Here is a 14,694-nt window from a genome sequence, read left to right on the forward strand (position 1 = left end):
ACTTGCGTGAACAAGCTATAAATCAATCCTCAGAAGGATTAAGTTGTGATATTAGATAACTTCTGGAGCCAAGGAAACGATTTTCATGTAGTCTTTTTCGCGAAGTTCGCGAGCAACTGGTCCGAAAATACGAGTACCACGAGGGCTTCTGTCTTCTTTAACTACCACTGCTGCATTCTCATCAAATGCGATGTAAGATCCATCTTTACGACGAACAGAACGTTTTGTACGAACCACAACTGCTCTTACCACATCACCTTTTTTGACAACGCCGCCTGGTGTTGCTTGTTTGACAGAACAAACGATAAGGTCTCCGATTGAAGCTGTACGACTACGTCCCGTACCACCCAGTACGCGGATACACATCAGTTCCTTCGCACCAGAGTTGTCTGCTACAGTCAAACGTGTAAATGGTTGAATCATCTTGTTTTCCTCCTTTCAGCCAAGCTGAAAATCATTAAATGATAATCGCTTTTTCCACGACTTCAACAAGTCTCCAGTTCTTGTCTTTCGACAAAGGACGAGTTTCCATGATTTTAACAACATCACCAATTTTAGCAGTGTTATTTTCATCATGTGCTTTGAACTTTTTAGTGTACTTGATGCGTTTATGGTACAAATCATGCTTTTTGTAAGTTTCTACAGCAACCACAATTGTTTTATCCATTTTGTCACTAACCACTTTACCGACTTGCACTTTACGTGCGTTGCGTTCTTCGCTCATTGTTGGGCCTCCTTCCTCAATTAAAGACGGATTGTCCATCCGGTACTATATATTAGCTAATCCCAAGTTCTCTTTCACGGATGATCGTCTTAGCACGTGCAATTTCTCTACGTACGTCACGAATACGAGTTGGGTTATCAAGCTGACCGGTAGCGAGTTGAAAGCGGAGGTTAAAGAGTTCTTCTTTAAATCCGGCAATCTTTTGCTCAATTTCAGCAGTGGTTAGGTTGCGGAATTCACTAGCCTTCATTTACTTCACCACCCAATTCTTCACGTTTCACAAACTTCGTTTTGATTGGCAGCTTGTGAGCAGCCAGACGCATTGCTTCGCGAGCAACATCTTCTGGTACACCAGAAAGTTCAAACATGATCTTTCCTGGTTTAACTACAGCAACCCATTTCTCAACGTTACCTTTACCACTACCCATACGAACCTCTAGAGGCTTTTGAGTGATTGGTTTATCAGGGAAAATTTTAATCCAAACTTTACCACCACGTTTGATATAACGAGTCATCGCGATACGAGCAGCCTCGATCTGACGGTTCGTAATCCACGCTGGCTCAGTAGCTTGCAAGCCATATTCACCAAAGTTCAGTGTAGTACCGCCTTTAGCTTGGCCTTTCATGTGTCCGCGTTGTTGCTTGCGGTGTTTAACACGTTTTGGTACCAACATGATTAGTTGCCTCCTTCCTTAGCAGCTTTCTTAGCCGTAGGAAGAACCTCTCCACGATAGATCCATACTTTAACGCCCAGACGGCCGTAAGTAGTATGAGCTTCAGCTGTACCGTAGTCAATGTCGGCACGAAGCGTATGCAGTGGAACAGTTCCTTCGCTGTAGCCTTCAGAACGTGCGATCTCAGCTCCGCCAAGACGTCCGCCTACTTGTGTTTTAATTCCTTTTGCACCAGAGCGCATAGTTCTTTGAATTGCTTGTTTCAGAGCACGACGGAAAGAAACACGGCGTTCCAATTGTTGTGCAATGCTTTCAGCTACAAGAATTGCGTCAAGATCTGGTTGTTTAATTTCAGAAATGTTGATGTGAACTTTTTTACCGCCTGCAATCTTCGTGATTTGACCACGGAGAATTTCAACTTCGGATCCACCTTTACCGATAACCATTCCTGGTTTAGCAGTATGGATCGTTACATTGACACGGTTAGCCGCTCTCTCGATTTCAATACGAGATACTGCGGAGTCTTTCAATTTATTTTTCAGGTATTCACGAATTTTTACGTCTTCAAGCAAAAGATCACCGAAATCTTTGCCTGCGTACCATTTGGATTCCCAGTCACGGATAACTCCGATACGGAGCCCGATGGGATTTACCTTTTGTCCCACACGTTTTCCCTCCTTATTTTTCGGATACCACCAAAGTAATGTGGCTGGTGCGTTTATTGATACGACTTGCACGTCCCATTGCACGAGGGCGGAAACGTTTCATAGTCGGTCCTTGGTTTACATAAGCTTGTGAGATAACCAGATTGTTAATATCCAAAGAGTAATTGTGCTCTGCATTTGCAATAGCAGAGTTGAGCAATTTCTCAACTACTGGAGAAGCGGATTTTGGAGTGTGACGCAGAATTGCGATCGCCTCGCCCACTTGCTTACCACGAATTAAGTCAACAACAAGTTGAACTTTACGAGGAGCAATCCGAACAAACTTGGCATGTGCTTTTGCTTCCATTGTTTAACCTCCTCTCAAACATTAGCGCTTGATCATTTATCTTCTTGTTTTCTTATCGTCTGCTGCATGACCTTTGTAAGTACGCGTAGGAGCGAACTCACCCAGTTTGTGTCCAACCATATCTTCCGTTACATATACAGGAACGTGTTTACGGCCGTCATACACACCAAACGTATGTCCAATGAATTGCGGGAAAATTGTAGAGCGACGGGACCAAGTTTTGATCACTAGTTTCTTCCCGGACTCGTTCATATCTTCAACTTTTTTCATCAGGTGTCCATCAACAAATGGCCCTTTTTTTAGACTGCGACTCATGTGTAAATCCTCCCTTCATCCAATGTTCTCGTTCATTCACGATCGCGCGCGCGAAGTTATGCACAGTGATGTGTATTACTTCGTGCGGCGGCGAACGATGTATTTGTCAGAAGCTTTGTTTTTCTTACGTGTTTTGTATCCAAGAGTTGGTTTGCCCCAAGGAGACATTGGCGATTTACGACCGATTGGAGCTTTACCTTCACCACCACCGTGTGGGTGATCGTTAGGGTTCATTACTACCCCGCGAACTTCTGGACGTTTTCCGAGCCAGCGACTACGGCCTGCTTTACCGATTTTAATCAATTCGTGATCTTGGTTACCAACGGATCCGATCGTAGCGCGGCAAACTTTAAGAATGCGGCGAACTTCACCAGATGACAAACGAACAGTCACGTATTTTTCTTCTTTACCAAGAAGTTGTGCTTCTGTACCAGCTGCGCGAACCAATTGGCCACCTTTACCTGGTTGAAGCTCAATGTTATGAATAACAGTACCTACTGGGATATTTTCAAGAGGTAAAGCATTACCTGTTTTGATATCTGCAGTTGGTCCAGATTCGATTTGATCTCCTACTTTAAGTCCTTTTGGAGCGATGATGTAACGTTTCTCACCATCTGCGTAGTGGATCAGAGCAATATTTGAAGTCCGGTTAGGGTCGTACTCGATTGTAGCAACGCGGCCCGGTATTCCATCTTTAGTACGTTTAAAGTCAATAATACGATATTTACGTTTGTGTCCGCCGCCATGGTGACGAACCGTAATTTTACCTTGGTTGTTGCGGCCTGCTGTTTTGCTCAGCGGAGCAAGCAACGATTTCTCAGGCTGGTTAGTCGTAATTTCTTCGAAAGTGGATACGGACATATTACGTCTAGCCGGAGATGTCGGTTTGTACTTTTTAATTGGCACTGAATTTCCCTCCTTACTTTAGCAGTTTCTTATACAGATTCAAAGAACTCAAGTGCTTTGCTGTCTGGAGCGAGAGTTACGAAAGCTTTTTTCCACTCTGGAGTGTAGCCAGAGTAACGGCCGTAACGTTTCAACTTACCAGGCACGCGAAGTGTGTTCACGTTTTTCACTTTAACGTTGAAGATCTCTTCAACAGCAGCTTTGATTTCTGTTTTATTTGCACGAATATCTACTTCGAAAACATATTTCAAATCAGCCATCATATCAGCTGTACGCTCAGTAATTACTGGACGTTTAATGATATCACGAGGATTTTTCATTACGCAAGAACCTCCTCTACCATCTGTACTGCTTCTTTTGTAATGATCAGTTTGTCGTACGTAAGTACGTCAAGAACATTAATGCCGTCAGCCGCAACAAATTTCACACCAGGAATATTTCTCGCGGAAAGAGCAACATTATCATCATAGCCTGAACCAACGATCAAAGCTTTGCGATCTACTTTAAGATTGTTCAAAATAGCTGCAAATTCTTTAGTTTTCGGTGCGTTCAGCGTAAGAGCATCCAGAACGATGATTTCGTTGTCGATTACTTTAGAAGACAATGCGGATTTGATCGCCAGACGACGAACTTTTTTAGGTAGTTTGAAAGCGTAACTGCGCGGAGTTGGACCGAATACAGTACCACCACCTACCCATTGTGGTGCACGGATCGAACCTTGACGTGCGCGACCTGTACCTTTTTGTTTCCAAGGTTTACGTCCACCGCCACGTACTTCAGAACGTCCTTTTACTTTGTGTGTACCTTGACGAAGGGAAGCGCGTTGCATAACAACAGCATCATGAAGAACGTGAGTGTTCGGCTCAATTCCGAATACTGCGTCATTCAATTCAACTTCTCCTACTTGGCTACCACTGACATTATAAAGTGCTACTTTTGGCATTTTGTGTTCCTCCTTTCCTTAGGTGATTATTTCTTCACCGATTCTTTAATTTTAACGAAGCTGTTTTTCGGTCCAGGAATAGAACCTTTAACAAGCAATACATTACGTTCAGCGTCTACTTTAATTACTTCAAGACGTTGAATTGTAATTGTTTCGTGTCCCATGTGTCCTGGAAGGTGTTTACCTTTAGGTACACGGTTCGCTTGAATGGAACCCATGGAACCTGGTCCTCTGTGGTAACGGGAACCGTGAGACATTGGGCCTGTTCTTTGTCCCCAACGTTTGATAACACCGGCAAAACCTTTACCTTTAGAAATACCAGTTACGTCAACAAATTCGCCTTCTGCGAAGATGTCTGCTTTAATTTCTTGGCCAACCTCGAATCCCGCAAGATCAACACCGCGGAGTTCGCGAACGTAGCGCTTAGGAGCTGTATTAGCTTTTTTCGCATGTCCTGTTTCAGGTTTATTAGCATTTTTTTCTTTCTTATCGGCATAACCTAGTTGCACAGCTTCGTAGCCGTCGTTTTCCAGGTCTTTCTTTTGCAAGACAACAGATGGGCCTGCTTCGATAACCGTTACAGGAATTACGTTACCTTCTGGTGTAAATACTTGCGTCATGCCTAGTTTTTTACCTAAGATACCTTTCATGTTGACACCTCTTTTCCTTCATTAATACAAGTTTGATATTACAATTTAATTTCGATATCTACACCGGACGGTAGATCCAAGCGCATCAAGGCATCCACAGTTTGTGGAGTTGGGTTCACAATGTCGATCAAACGCTTATGTGTACGTTGTTCGAATTGTTCACGAGAATCCTTGTACTTGTGTACCGCACGAAGAATAGTAATGATTTGTTTTTCAGTTGGAAGCGGAATCGGACCGGATACACCTGCACCCGAACGTTTTGCCGTTTCTACAATTTTCTCAGCGGATTGATCAAGAATCCTGTGGTCGTAAGCTTTCAAACGAATACGAATTTTTTGCTTTGCCATTTTAGTCCCTCCTTTTATCGCCCAATTTAATATCGGACATACTCCGTGAAAATTTTCTAACCCACTCTCCCATGGCAAAGGGGCCGGGTGTGTCAGTAACCTCTCACATCATCGCAACGTCACAGAACAACATTCATTATTATATCGAAAACATAGACATAATGCAAGCATTTAAATAAAAGATTCTAAAACCAATCAATCTTATACTACTCTATATCTCGTTCGGCTTTATTCAAATTAATATTGCAGCCTACCCTACTATAGAAATAGAGATGTCTTGTTTCCTTAATCTGTTGTCCCCGAATCACAACTTTACCTATTATATATTAAATTATAAAAAAAGCAAAAGGAAAAAAATGAAAAAAGGACCCAGCCGGAGTTGGCAGGATCCTTTTTTTGCTGTCCAATACAATGTTACTCGTTCCAATACAATGTTGCTCTATTTTTAATTTGACTTAGGAGTCAAATTATTTTTGGATGGATGCTACTGCACCAGCACCAACAGTACGTCCGCCTTCACGGATCGCGAAGCGAGTACCCTCTTCAATAGCGATTGGAGAGATCAGTTGTACTGTAACTTCGATGTTGTCACCAGGCATAACCATTTCAGTACCTTCTGGAAGGTTGATGATACCAGTTACGTCAGTTGTACGGAAGTAGAACTGTGGACGGTATCCAGTGAAGAAAGGTTTGTGACGTCCGCCTTCTTCTTTAGTCAAAACGTATACTTGAGCAGTAAACTCAGTATGCGGATTAACGGAACCTGGTTTGGAAAGAACTTGTCCACGCTCGATTTGGGAGCGGTCTACACCACGAAGCAATGCTCCGATGTTGTCACCAGCTTGAGCGGAATCCAGAAGTTTACGGAACATTTCAACGCCCGTTACAACGGATTTTTTAGTTTCTTCGTGAATACCTACGATTTCGATTTCTTCGCCGACTTTGATAGTACCACGCTCTACACGACCTGTAGCAACAGTACCACGACCAGTGATGGAGAATACATCCTCAACAGGCATCAAGAAAGGTTTGTCAGTGTCGCGCTCTGGATCTGGGATGTAAGTATCGATTTCTTTAAACATCTCAACGATTTTTTGAGCCCACTCACCTTCTGGGTTTTGAAGTGCTTCACGAGCAGATCCACGAGTGATTGGAGTGTCATCACCTGGGAAGTCGTATTCGCTAAGAAGGTCGCGAACTTCCATTTCAACGAGTTCAAGAAGCTCTTCGTCTTCAACCATGTCGCATTTGTTCAAGAATACAACGATGTAAGGTACGCCTACTTGGCGGGACAGAAGGATGTGCTCACGAGTTTGCGGCATAGGGCCGTCAGCTGCGGATACAACCAGGATAGCTCCGTCCATTTGTGCAGCACCAGTGATCATGTTTTTAACATAGTCAGCGTGACCTGGGCAGTCAACGTGTGCATAGTGACGAGCATCAGTTTCATATTCAACGTGTGAAGTAGAGATTGTGATACCGCGTTCGCGCTCTTCTGGAGCTTTATCGATTTGATCGAAAGCGATCGCTGCGCCACCGTAAGTTTTACCCAATACAGTAGTGATTGCAGCAGTCAATGTAGTTTTACCATGGTCAACGTGACCGATAGTACCGATGTTAACGTGTGGTTTAGTACGTTCGAACTTAGCCTTTGCCATTTGAACGTGGCCTCCTTAGAATGGATAGTTTTATATGTTGGCACTGTGTGGATAAGCACCATTAGATTAACATTAACCTTTGGTGCTTTCACACATCAGTTAGTAAAAATTATTCTCCCTTAGTTTTAGCAACAATTTCTTCGGAAATTGTTCTAGGAACTTCTTCATAGTGAGAGAGTTCCATAGAGAACACACCGCGACCTTGTGTACCAGAACGGAGAGTTGTGGAGTAACCGAACATTTCAGAGAGAGGTACCTTAGCACGAATGATTTGCGTACCACCGCGAGAATCCATACCTTCGATTCTACCACGACGGGAATTCAGCATACCCATTACGTCGCCCATGTATTCCTCTGGAACGGTAACTTCAACTTTCATGATTGGCTCAAGCAGGACAGCTTTACACTTGTCTTTAGCTGCTTTAAGTGCCATGGATCCGGCAATTTTAAATGCCATTTCATTGGAATCGACATCATGGTATGAACCATCTACGATTGTAGCTTTAACGTCTACAAGCGGGAATCCTGCAAGGACACCGTTTTTCATAGCTTCTTCAATACCTTGTTGTGCAGGTCCAATGTACTCACGAGGTACGGATCCACCGACTACTTTACTATCAAATTGGTTACCGCTACCCGCTTCGAGCGGTTCGAATTCAACCCATACGTGTCCATATTGACCGCGGCCACCGGACTGACGTACGAATTTACCTTCAACACGCGCTGGTTGACGGAATGTTTCACGGTAAGCAACTTGTGGTTGACCAATGTTAGTATCCACTTTGAACTCACGACGCATACGGTCAATGATAATATCAAGGTGAAGTTCACCCATACCAGCCAAAATAGTTTGTCCTGTTTCTTCATCAGTATGAGCACGAAGAGTTGGATCCTCTTCAGTCAATTTACCTAGAGCAACAGACATCTTATCTTGGTCAGCTTTAGTTTTTGGTTCAACCGCGATTTGAATAACCGGATCTGGGAAGTTCATTGACTCCAAGATAATCGGATTTTTCTCATCACATAGTGTATCACCTGTACCGGTATCTTTCAAACCTACGGCAGACGCAATATCACCGGAGAATACTTCAGTGATTTCTTGACGGCTGTTCGCGTGCATTTGAAGAATACGTCCGATACGTTCGCGTTTTCCTTTTGTTGCATTCAATACGTAAGAACCGGATTGAAGTACACCAGAGTATACGCGGAAGAATGTAAGTTTACCAACATAAGGGTCAGTCATAATCTTAAACGCAAGAGCCGAGAACGCCTCTTCGTCAGAAGATTTACGAACCGCTTCTGTTCCATCTTCCAAATGACCTGTGATCGCAGGAACATCAACAGGAGATGGTAGGTAATCAAGAACAGCATCCAACATAAGTTGAACACCTTTGTTACGATAAGAAGATCCACAGATAACTGGGAAGATCTTAACTTCTACTACACCTTTACGAAGAGCTGCTTTAATCTCAGGAACAGAGATTTCTTCGCCCTCGAGGTATTTCATAGTCAAGTCTTCATCAAGTTCTGCTACTTTCTCGATCAGTTCCATACGAAGTTCTTCAACTTGGTCAGCAAATTCTGCTGGCACATCAGTTTCTTCAACTTCTTTACCAAGATCGTCTTTGAAGATATATGCTTTTTGCTCGATAATGTCAATAATACCAACAAAATCATTTTCAGCTCCGATAGGAAGTTGAATTGCAACAGCATTAGCTTGAAGACGCTCGCGCATATCTTTAACAACGTTAAGATAGTCTGCGCCAATGATATCCATTTTGTTTACATATGCGATACGAGGTACGCCGTAACGATCAGCCTGTCTCCATACAGTTTCAGACTGAGGCTCTACGCCTTCTTTCGCACTGAAAACACCTACTGCTCCGTCCAATACACGAAGGGAACGTTCAACTTCTACTGTGAAGTCAACGTGTCCCGGGGTATCAATGATATTAACGCGGTGACCTTTCCATTGAGCAGTCGTCGCAGCGGAAGTAATCGTGATACCGCGCTCCTGTTCTTGTTCCATCCAGTCCATAGTAGCGGAACCCTCATGGGTTTCACCAATCTTATGAGTACGTCCTGTGTAGAACAAAATCCGCTCAGTGGTAGTTGTCTTACCAGCGTCAATATGCGCCATGATCCCGATATTACGTGTATTTTGCAAGGAGAACTCTCTAGTAGCCATGACTTAGGTCTCCCTTCAAAATGAAGTATATTTTTAAGACTGAAATCCTACCAACGGTAGTGAGCAAATGCTTTATTTGCTTCAGCCATTTTGTGTGTGTCTTCACGTTTTTTAACGGAAGCACCAGTGTTGTTGGAAGCGTCGATAATCTCAGCTGCCAAACGCTCTTCCATTGTTTTCTCACCGCGGCTGCGGGAGTAGTTTACAAGCCAACGTAAACCAAGGGAAGTACGTCTTTCCGGTTTAACCTCGATAGGTACTTGATAGTTAGCACCACCAACACGGCGAGCTTTAACTTCCAGAACCGGCATAATATTTTTGATAGCTGCTTCAAAGACTTCCATAGGATCTTTACCAGTACGTTCTTGAATCAAGTTGAACGCATTGTACAAGATGCTTTGAGCAACACCACGTTTTCCATCAAGCATGATGCGGTTGATCAGGCGAGTTACAAGTTTGCTGTTGTAAACCGGATCAGGCAACACGTCTCTTTTGGTAACAGGACCTTTGCGTGGCATAGATATCCCCCTTTCTTATATGTTTATACTTTTGTTGTTGTTGTTGTTGTTCTGCGACCGAAGCGTCATGCTATCGGTTTACTGACACAATAAGATTAGAAACTAACCTTATGCTTTTTTAGCTTTAGGGCGTTTCGCACCGTATTTAGAACGGGCTTGCATCCGGTTAGCTACACCTGCTGTATCCAAAGCACCACGAACGATATGGTAACGAACCCCTGCAAGGTCCTTTACTTTACCTCCGCGAAGCAATACAACACTGTGCTCTTGTAAGTTATGTCCGATACCCGGGATATAAGCTGTTACCTCGAGACGGTTCGTCAAACGAACACGAGCATATTTACGGAGCGCTGAGTTTGGTTTACGTGGAGTCATTGTACCTACACGAGTACAAACACCACGTTTTTGTGGAGCACTAATGTTAGTGGATTCACGTTTAAGGGCATTATAGCCTTTTTGCAACGCTGGTGATTTAGACTTGTAGACTTTAGCTTGACGTCCTTTACGAACTAGCTGATTAATTGTTGGCATGTTGCCACCCCCTTCCTAGATTCGTCATTCTATTTATAAACCTCACTTTTTAAGTCCACAGACCCAGGCGGTTCATAAAAGAACAAATGAAAAGTTTTTGCCGTATTAGGAAGCTTGAGCATCCAGACAAAAACATCTTCTATAACCTATTGTTTCACAACGGCTACCATTGCCGCTCCTACTTCAATCCCACATGCCTTACCGAGTCGTTCCATCGTGTCAACTAGAGTTAGTTTCACTTGGTGTTTCTCACATAAAGCCTGGATCTTCGAAGTAATCCGCATATCAGCATCTTGCGCCACATAAACCTCAGCAGCAATTCCTGACTCAACCATCTTCATGGTCTGCTTGGTACCGATCTTGACATGAGCATCCTGCAAAAAGTTGTCGTTCGACATTTATCAATACCTCCGAAAAGACATGATAACATGTGACTACTCATGCACCTTTGCTATATTAGCACCTAGGGACATTCGTTGTCAAGAGATTCATATAAATTCTAAGCATTGGAATTGTTATATCCAGAGGAGATCCTAATCTCCTCTAGATATACAATTGGTACGGTCAAGCCGAATTTAGTGTCCTTTCAGACTCCAAAGTTGTGTTACTAGTCTACTGAAACTGTTTCAAGAGCTTCTAGGTTAGATTCGCCATCTTCCGGCTGTGCCAATTTCACACTGCGGTAACGATTCATACCAGTACCAGCAGGGATCAACTTACCAAGAATTACATTCTCTTTCAATCCAAGAAGTTGGTCGACTTTACCTTTAATAGCAGCATCAGTTAAGACACGTGTCGTCTCTTGGAAGGAAGCTGCAGACAAGAAGGAATCCGTTTCAAGGGACGCTTTGGTAATACCAAGAAGTACTGGTTTCGCCACAGCAGGTTCCTTGTCACTAAGAATTGCATCTTTATTAGCTGCTTCGTATTCATGTGTGTCTACAAAAGATCCTGGAAGCAGCGTTGTATCCCCTGCATCCACAATACGGATCTTGCGCAGCATTTGACGAATCATAACTTCAACGTGTTTGTCGTTAATTTCTACACCTTGGTTACGATATACACGTTGTACTTCTTGCAAGATGTAGTTTTGAACTCCACGAACACCTTTGATTCGAAGCATTTCTTTCGGGTCAATAGAACCGTCTGTAAGCTCATCGCCGGCTTCAATTTCCATACCTTCGCTCACGCGCAGGCGGGATCCATAGGTAACAGCATATACTTTCGTTTCTGCTTCCCCTTGGATTTCAATTTCACGGCGGTCTTTTGCTTCACGGATTTCTTTAACAACACCATCAATTTCACTGATTGTTGCTTGACCTTTAGGATTACGCGCCTCAAAGAGCTCTTGGATACGCGGAAGACCTTGTGTAATATCATCTCCGGCAACACCACCGGTATGGAACGTACGCATTGTAAGCTGTGTTCCTGGTTCACCGATGGATTGAGCAGCGATAATACCAACTGCTTCACCAATCTCCACATGTTTACCTGTTGCCAGGTTACGTCCGTAACACTTCTTGCAGACCCCATGACGTGCACGGCAGCTAAGCACAGAGCGAATCTGTAGCTTTTGAACACCGGCAGCAACAATAGCTTCTGCTTTATCCGAATCAATTAGCTCATTACGATTAGCGATAACTTCTCCCGTTTCTGGGTGACGAACCGTTTGGAAACAGTAACGGCCTTCGATACGATCGTATAGATCCTCGATAACCTCTTTACCATCTTGGATACGGCTAACCGTAAATCCTTTGTCCGTTCCACAGTCATCTTCTCGAACAATAACATCCTGTGCTACGTCTACCAGACGACGAGTCAGGTAACCGGAGTCAGCAGTACGAAGCGCTGTATCGGCAAGACCTTTACGCGCACCGTGAGTGGACAAGAAGTACTCGAGTACTGTCAGACCTTCACGGAAATTCGATTTGATTGGGAGCTCGATGATACGTCCAGATGGGTTGGCCATCAGTCCACGCATACCGCCCAGCTGAGTGATCTGTGATTTGTTACCACGTGCTTTAGAGTCCACCATAAGCATAATGGAGTTAAAGCGATCCATGGATTTCATAAGGATATCAGTAATTTCATCTTTTGCTTTGGACCAAATATCAATTACGCGGTCATAACGTTCTTCGTTCGTGATAAGTCCGCGACGATACTGATTCGTAACGACAGCAACTTTTTCATCAGATACACGAAGAATCTCATACTTCTCTTCAGGAATAATAACGTCGGATACACCAACAGTAACCCCTGCACGAGTGGAGTATGTGAAACCGAGTTGCTTGATTTTATCCAAAATAACAGATGTTCTTGTTGTATGATAAACCTCGAAACAACGTGCAATGATGTGACCAAGATACTCTTTACCAACACCATTGGTTTGAGGTGCATTCATGATTGCTTCCTGCAAGTTAGCACCTTTCTCATATACAAAGGAAAACTCAGGTGTACCTTGGATAAGGTTCGCACGAGTTGCATCATTAATATAAGGGAAGCTGCTAGGGAAAATCTCATTAAAGATAATCTTACCGATTGTTGTAATCATCATTGCTTCTTGTTGTTTTTCTGTAAAACTTGTTTTATTCAGAGCTTTAACTGGAATAGCAACACGAGCATGAAGACCAGCGGATCCACGTTGGTAAGCAGAGACTGCTTCGTTAACCGTACGCAGAATCATACCTGTTCCTTTTTCCTCTTTATTATCCATAGTCAGATAGAAAGAGCCCAGGACCATATCCTGAGATGGAGTTACAACCGGCTTACCATCTTTAGGGTTCAAGATGTTACCTGCTGCAAGCATCAAAAGACGTGCTTCAGCTTGCGCTTCAGCAGACAAAGGTACGTGAACGGCCATTTGGTCACCGTCAAAGTCGGCATTATAAGCCGTACATACGAGCGGATGCAAACGAATCGCTTTACCTTCTACAAGAATTGGTTCGAACGCTTGGATACCGAGTCTGTGAAGAGTCGGTGCACGGTTAAGTAATACTGGGTGTTCTTTAATTACTTCTTCAAGAACGTCCCATACTTCCGGACTTACACGCTCAACTTTACGTTTTGCACTCTTGATATTGTGAGCAAGACCTTTGTTCACGAGTTCTTTCATAACAAAAGGTTTAAACAATTCAAGTGCCATATCTTTTGGAAGACCACATTGATACATTTTCAGGTAAGGACCTACAACGATAACAGAACGACCAGAATAGTCAACACGTTTACCGAGCAAGTTCTGACGGAAACGACCTTGTTTACCTTTCAGCATATGGCTGAGAGATTTCAAAGGACGGTTACCAGGACCTGTTACCGGACGACCACGACGGCCATTATCGATAAGAGCATCCACTGCTTCTTGAAGCATCCGTTTTTCGTTTTGAACGATAATATCAGGAGCACCAAGATCCAAAAGGCGTTTCAAACGGTTATTACGGTTAATAACACGACGGTACAGATCATTCAAGTCTGACGTTGCAAAACGTCCACCATCGAGCTGAACCATTGGACGAAGCTCAGGAGGAATGACCGGAAGTACATCCATGATCATCCAGTCCGGCTTATTGCCAGAATTACGGAAAGCTTCAATGACTTCAAGGCGTTTAATCGCACGATTACGACGTTGTCCTTGAGCAGTACGAAGCTCTTCCTTCAAGAATTCAAGTTCTTTTTCAATATCAAGATCTTGAAGTAGTTTTTTTACTGCTTCTGCACCCATGCCTGCATGGAATCCGTAACCGTATTTTTCACGGTAGCTACGATATTCTTTTTCGGACAAAAGTTGTTTTCTTTCCAGAGGAGTTTCACCTGGATCAGTAACAACATATGATGCAAAATAGATGATCTCTTCCAAAGATCTCGGAGACATATCTAGAGCCAGACCCATACGGCTCGGAATGCCTTTGAAATACCAGATGTGTGAAACCGGAGCTGCCAGTTCAATATGCCCCATGCGTTCGCGACGCACTTTAGCGCGAGTTACTTCAACGCCACAACGATCACAAACTACGCCTTTATAACGTACACGTTTGTATTTACCACAGTGACATTCCCAGTCCTTTGTAGGACCAAAAATTTTCTCGCAGAACAGACCTTCTTTTTCCGGTTTCAACGTACGATAGTTAATCGTCTCCGGCTTTTTCACTTCTCCGCGGGACCAAGAGCGAATTTTTTCCGGCGATGCAAGCCCGATTTTCATATATTCGAAATTGTTTACGTCCAACAAGGAGCAA

At 43.5% G+C, this 14,694-nt stretch carries 18 protein-coding genes; all 18 read right to left on the minus strand.

Annotation, left to right across the window (positions count from 1 at the left end):
* Positions 1-51: 51 nt before the first annotated feature.
* A complete protein-coding gene (gene rplN, locus PV403_RS21295) occupies positions 52-423 on the minus strand; it encodes a 50S ribosomal protein L14 (RefSeq protein WP_160036616.1) in 372 nt (123 codons plus the stop codon).
* 34 nt (positions 424-457) lie between these two features.
* Positions 458-724 carry a 30S ribosomal protein S17 gene (gene rpsQ, locus PV403_RS21300; protein ID WP_160036615.1) on the minus strand — a complete coding sequence of 89 codons (267 nt, stop codon included), beginning with the start codon at positions 722-724 and terminating at the stop codon, positions 458-460.
* A gap of 52 nt (positions 725-776) precedes the next feature.
* Positions 777-974 carry a 50S ribosomal protein L29 gene (rpmC, locus tag PV403_RS21305; protein WP_160036614.1) on the minus strand — a complete coding sequence of 66 codons (198 nt, stop codon included), beginning with the start codon at positions 972-974 and terminating at the stop codon, positions 777-779.
* Positions 964-1,398: a 50S ribosomal protein L16 gene (gene rplP, locus PV403_RS21310; protein WP_160036613.1), complete on the minus strand. Its 435-nt coding sequence runs from the start codon at positions 1,396-1,398 to the stop codon at positions 964-966. Before rplP ends, rpmC begins: the two co-directional genes overlap by 11 nt.
* Positions 1,399-1,400: 2 nt before the next feature.
* The gene (gene rpsC / locus PV403_RS21315; protein WP_160036612.1) at positions 1,401-2,063 is read right to left on the minus strand and encodes a 30S ribosomal protein S3; all 663 of its coding nucleotides are present in this window, start codon (positions 2,061-2,063) and stop codon (positions 1,401-1,403) included.
* Between the two features lie 13 nt (positions 2,064-2,076).
* A complete protein-coding gene (rplV, locus tag PV403_RS21320) occupies positions 2,077-2,409 on the minus strand; it encodes a 50S ribosomal protein L22 (protein WP_160036611.1) in 333 nt (110 codons plus the stop codon).
* Between the two features lie 36 nt (positions 2,410-2,445).
* A complete protein-coding gene (rpsS, locus tag PV403_RS21325; protein ID WP_160036610.1) occupies positions 2,446-2,724 on the minus strand; it encodes a 30S ribosomal protein S19 in 279 nt (92 codons plus the stop codon).
* Positions 2,725-2,799: 75 nt separating this feature from the next.
* A complete protein-coding gene (gene rplB / locus PV403_RS21330; RefSeq protein ID WP_213535594.1) occupies positions 2,800-3,630 on the minus strand; it encodes a 50S ribosomal protein L2 in 831 nt (276 codons plus the stop codon).
* 29 nt (positions 3,631-3,659) lie between these two features.
* Positions 3,660-3,950: a 50S ribosomal protein L23 gene (gene rplW, locus PV403_RS21335; RefSeq protein ID WP_191804522.1), complete on the minus strand. Its 291-nt coding sequence runs from the start codon at positions 3,948-3,950 to the stop codon at positions 3,660-3,662.
* Positions 3,950-4,573, minus strand: coding sequence for a 50S ribosomal protein L4 (rplD, locus tag PV403_RS21340; protein WP_160036607.1), 624 nt, complete (start codon positions 4,571-4,573; stop codon positions 3,950-3,952). Before rplD ends, rplW begins: the two co-directional genes overlap by 1 nt.
* Before the next feature lie 26 nt (positions 4,574-4,599).
* On the minus strand, positions 4,600-5,223 hold the full coding sequence (gene rplC / locus PV403_RS21345; protein ID WP_160036606.1) for a 50S ribosomal protein L3: 624 nt from the start codon (positions 5,221-5,223) through the stop codon (positions 4,600-4,602).
* A gap of 38 nt (positions 5,224-5,261) precedes the next feature.
* Entirely contained in the window at positions 5,262-5,570 is a 309-nt protein-coding gene (gene rpsJ, locus PV403_RS21350) for a 30S ribosomal protein S10 (RefSeq protein WP_017692074.1), read from the minus strand.
* A gap of 467 nt (positions 5,571-6,037) precedes the next feature.
* Positions 6,038-7,228, minus strand: coding sequence for an elongation factor Tu (gene tuf, locus PV403_RS21355; protein WP_160036605.1), 1,191 nt, complete (start codon positions 7,226-7,228; stop codon positions 6,038-6,040).
* Positions 7,229-7,337: 109 nt separating this feature from the next.
* A complete protein-coding gene (gene fusA, locus PV403_RS21360; protein WP_213535596.1) occupies positions 7,338-9,416 on the minus strand; it encodes an elongation factor G in 2,079 nt (692 codons plus the stop codon).
* Positions 9,417-9,463: 47 nt separating this feature from the next.
* Positions 9,464-9,934: a 30S ribosomal protein S7 gene (rpsG, locus tag PV403_RS21365; protein ID WP_047914093.1), complete on the minus strand. Its 471-nt coding sequence runs from the start codon at positions 9,932-9,934 to the stop codon at positions 9,464-9,466.
* Between the two features lie 108 nt (positions 9,935-10,042).
* On the minus strand, positions 10,043-10,465 hold the full coding sequence (rpsL, locus tag PV403_RS21370; protein WP_160036603.1) for a 30S ribosomal protein S12: 423 nt from the start codon (positions 10,463-10,465) through the stop codon (positions 10,043-10,045).
* A gap of 146 nt (positions 10,466-10,611) precedes the next feature.
* Positions 10,612-10,863: a ribosomal L7Ae/L30e/S12e/Gadd45 family protein gene (locus PV403_RS21375; RefSeq protein WP_213535597.1), complete on the minus strand. Its 252-nt coding sequence runs from the start codon at positions 10,861-10,863 to the stop codon at positions 10,612-10,614.
* A gap of 209 nt (positions 10,864-11,072) precedes the next feature.
* Positions 11,073-14,687, minus strand: a complete 3,615-nt coding sequence (rpoC, locus tag PV403_RS21380; RefSeq protein ID WP_213535598.1) for a DNA-directed RNA polymerase subunit beta' — start codon at positions 14,685-14,687, stop codon at positions 11,073-11,075.
* Positions 14,688-14,694 lie beyond the last annotated feature (7 nt).

The organism is Paenibacillus sp. GYB006, from assembly GCF_036577645.1.
Taxonomy (GTDB): Bacteria; Bacillota; Bacilli; order Paenibacillales; family Paenibacillaceae; genus Paenibacillus.

What these genes read in the sequence shown, in the direction of transcription:
- rplP (WP_160036613.1), bottom strand. Translation starts at nt 1,398, where the DNA reads ATGTTGGTACCAAAACGTGTTAAACACCGCAAGCAACAACGCGGACAC.
- rplN (WP_160036616.1), bottom strand. Translation starts at nt 423, where the DNA reads ATGATTCAACCATTTACACGTTTGACTGTAGCAGACAACTCTGGTGCG.
- rpsS (WP_160036610.1), bottom strand. Translation starts at nt 2,724, where the DNA reads ATGAGTCGCAGTCTAAAAAAAGGGCCATTTGTTGATGGACACCTGATG.
- rpsJ (WP_017692074.1), bottom strand. Translation starts at nt 5,570, where the DNA reads ATGGCAAAGCAAAAAATTCGTATTCGTTTGAAAGCTTACGACCACAGG.
- rpmC (WP_160036614.1), bottom strand. Translation starts at nt 974, where the DNA reads ATGAAGGCTAGTGAATTCCGCAACCTAACCACTGCTGAAATTGAGCAA.
- tuf (WP_160036605.1), bottom strand. Translation starts at nt 7,228, where the DNA reads ATGGCAAAGGCTAAGTTCGAACGTACTAAACCACACGTTAACATCGGT.
- rplV (WP_160036611.1), bottom strand. Translation starts at nt 2,409, where the DNA reads ATGGAAGCAAAAGCACATGCCAAGTTTGTTCGGATTGCTCCTCGTAAA.
- rplD (WP_160036607.1), bottom strand. Translation starts at nt 4,573, where the DNA reads ATGCCAAAAGTAGCACTTTATAATGTCAGTGGTAGCCAAGTAGGAGAA.
- rplW (WP_191804522.1), bottom strand. Translation starts at nt 3,950, where the DNA reads ATGAAAAATCCTCGTGATATCATTAAACGTCCAGTAATTACTGAGCGT.
- PV403_RS21375 (WP_213535597.1), bottom strand. Translation starts at nt 10,863, where the DNA reads ATGTCGAACGACAACTTTTTGCAGGATGCTCATGTCAAGATCGGTACC.
- rpsG (WP_047914093.1), bottom strand. Translation starts at nt 9,934, where the DNA reads ATGCCACGCAAAGGTCCTGTTACCAAAAGAGACGTGTTGCCTGATCCG.
- fusA (WP_213535596.1), bottom strand. Translation starts at nt 9,416, where the DNA reads ATGGCTACTAGAGAGTTCTCCTTGCAAAATACACGTAATATCGGGATC.
- rpsQ (WP_160036615.1), bottom strand. Translation starts at nt 724, where the DNA reads ATGAGCGAAGAACGCAACGCACGTAAAGTGCAAGTCGGTAAAGTGGTT.
- rpsL (WP_160036603.1), bottom strand. Translation starts at nt 10,465, where the DNA reads ATGCCAACAATTAATCAGCTAGTTCGTAAAGGACGTCAAGCTAAAGTC.
- rplC (WP_160036606.1), bottom strand. Translation starts at nt 5,223, where the DNA reads ATGAAAGGTATCTTAGGTAAAAAACTAGGCATGACGCAAGTATTTACA.